This window comes from Streptomyces sp. NPDC059477, from assembly GCF_042749375.1.
In the GTDB taxonomy this organism is placed as follows: Bacteria; Actinomycetota; Actinomycetes; order Streptomycetales; family Streptomycetaceae; genus Streptomyces.
Window position 1 is genome coordinate 22685 of the sequence record NZ_JBHYUG010000119.1, and the last position, 966, is coordinate 23650.

Below are 966 nucleotides of genomic sequence, written 5' to 3' on the forward strand. Positions count from 1 at the left end.
GGCGGGCGCCCCCGGTGGCGCGCGCGGCGGGTGGGGCCCCGCCGGGGGGGGGGGGGGCGGGGGGGGGGGGTGGCGGCCCCACCCCCCCCCCCACGTCCGGAACGCCTTCAGATCGTCCAGCTCCAGGCCGAAACCGGCCAGGTACAGCTGGGTGTAGAGAGTCAGGGACGAATGTCCGGCGGACAGCACGAAACGATCCCGCCCGACCCAGTCGGCGTCCGCCGGGTCGTGTCGCATCACCTTCTGGAACAGGGTGTACGCGGCGGGCGCGAGGCTCATGGCCGTACCGGGATGGCCGTTACCGACCTTCTGTACGGCGTCGGCGGCCAGGATTCGGGCCGTGTCGACGGCCCGCTGGTCCAGCTCGGTCCAGTCGAGATCTGTGGTCGTCGGCTTGGTGCTCACCCTGGGTCAGGGCTCCTCTCCACATGTCACACATGTCGCATGCCGGTGCATCGGGCGCCCGGCCGCTGTCGAGCCTACCCCTGCTCCTAAGGGCGTTTTCCGCGTCATTTCCAGACTGCCGGGACTTCCCCCGATCCGCCTCCCGACCGCGCCGGATCCCCGCCCCGGCAACTGATGACGACCCCGCTCGTCCGAGTACTCAATGGAGCGGGCGCGCGCTCGCGCGGGGGGTGGAGCGGGGGTGGATCTGAGGGTGTTCGAGGGCGCGGGGACACGCCGAATCGGGGGAGGGGACGCGCCGCTCGGGTCGGGGGAGGGGGTGCAGGGGTGGCGTCGGGTCGGGCATCCGGCGCGGGATGCCGGGGCCCTGGGGGCGGGGAGGTGCGGGGTTGGGTCTGCACGGGGTCGGTCGGGGAGGTGCCGGTGTGGGTCACGGTCGATCGTGCGGGTTGGTCGGGGAGGTGTTGGTGTGGGTCACGGTCGATCGTGCGGGTTGGTCGGGGAGGTGTTGGTGTGGGTCACGGTCGATCGTGCGGGTTGGTCGGGGAGGTGTTGGTGTGG

1 pseudogene is annotated in these 966 nt (G+C 72.5%); it reads right to left on the bottom strand.

The features are described 5' to 3' along the window. Nucleotides 1-405: pseudogene (locus ACFXAZ_RS35690) on the bottom strand (hypothetical protein); the annotation flags it as partial. Between the last annotated feature and the right edge of the window lie 561 nt (nucleotides 406-966).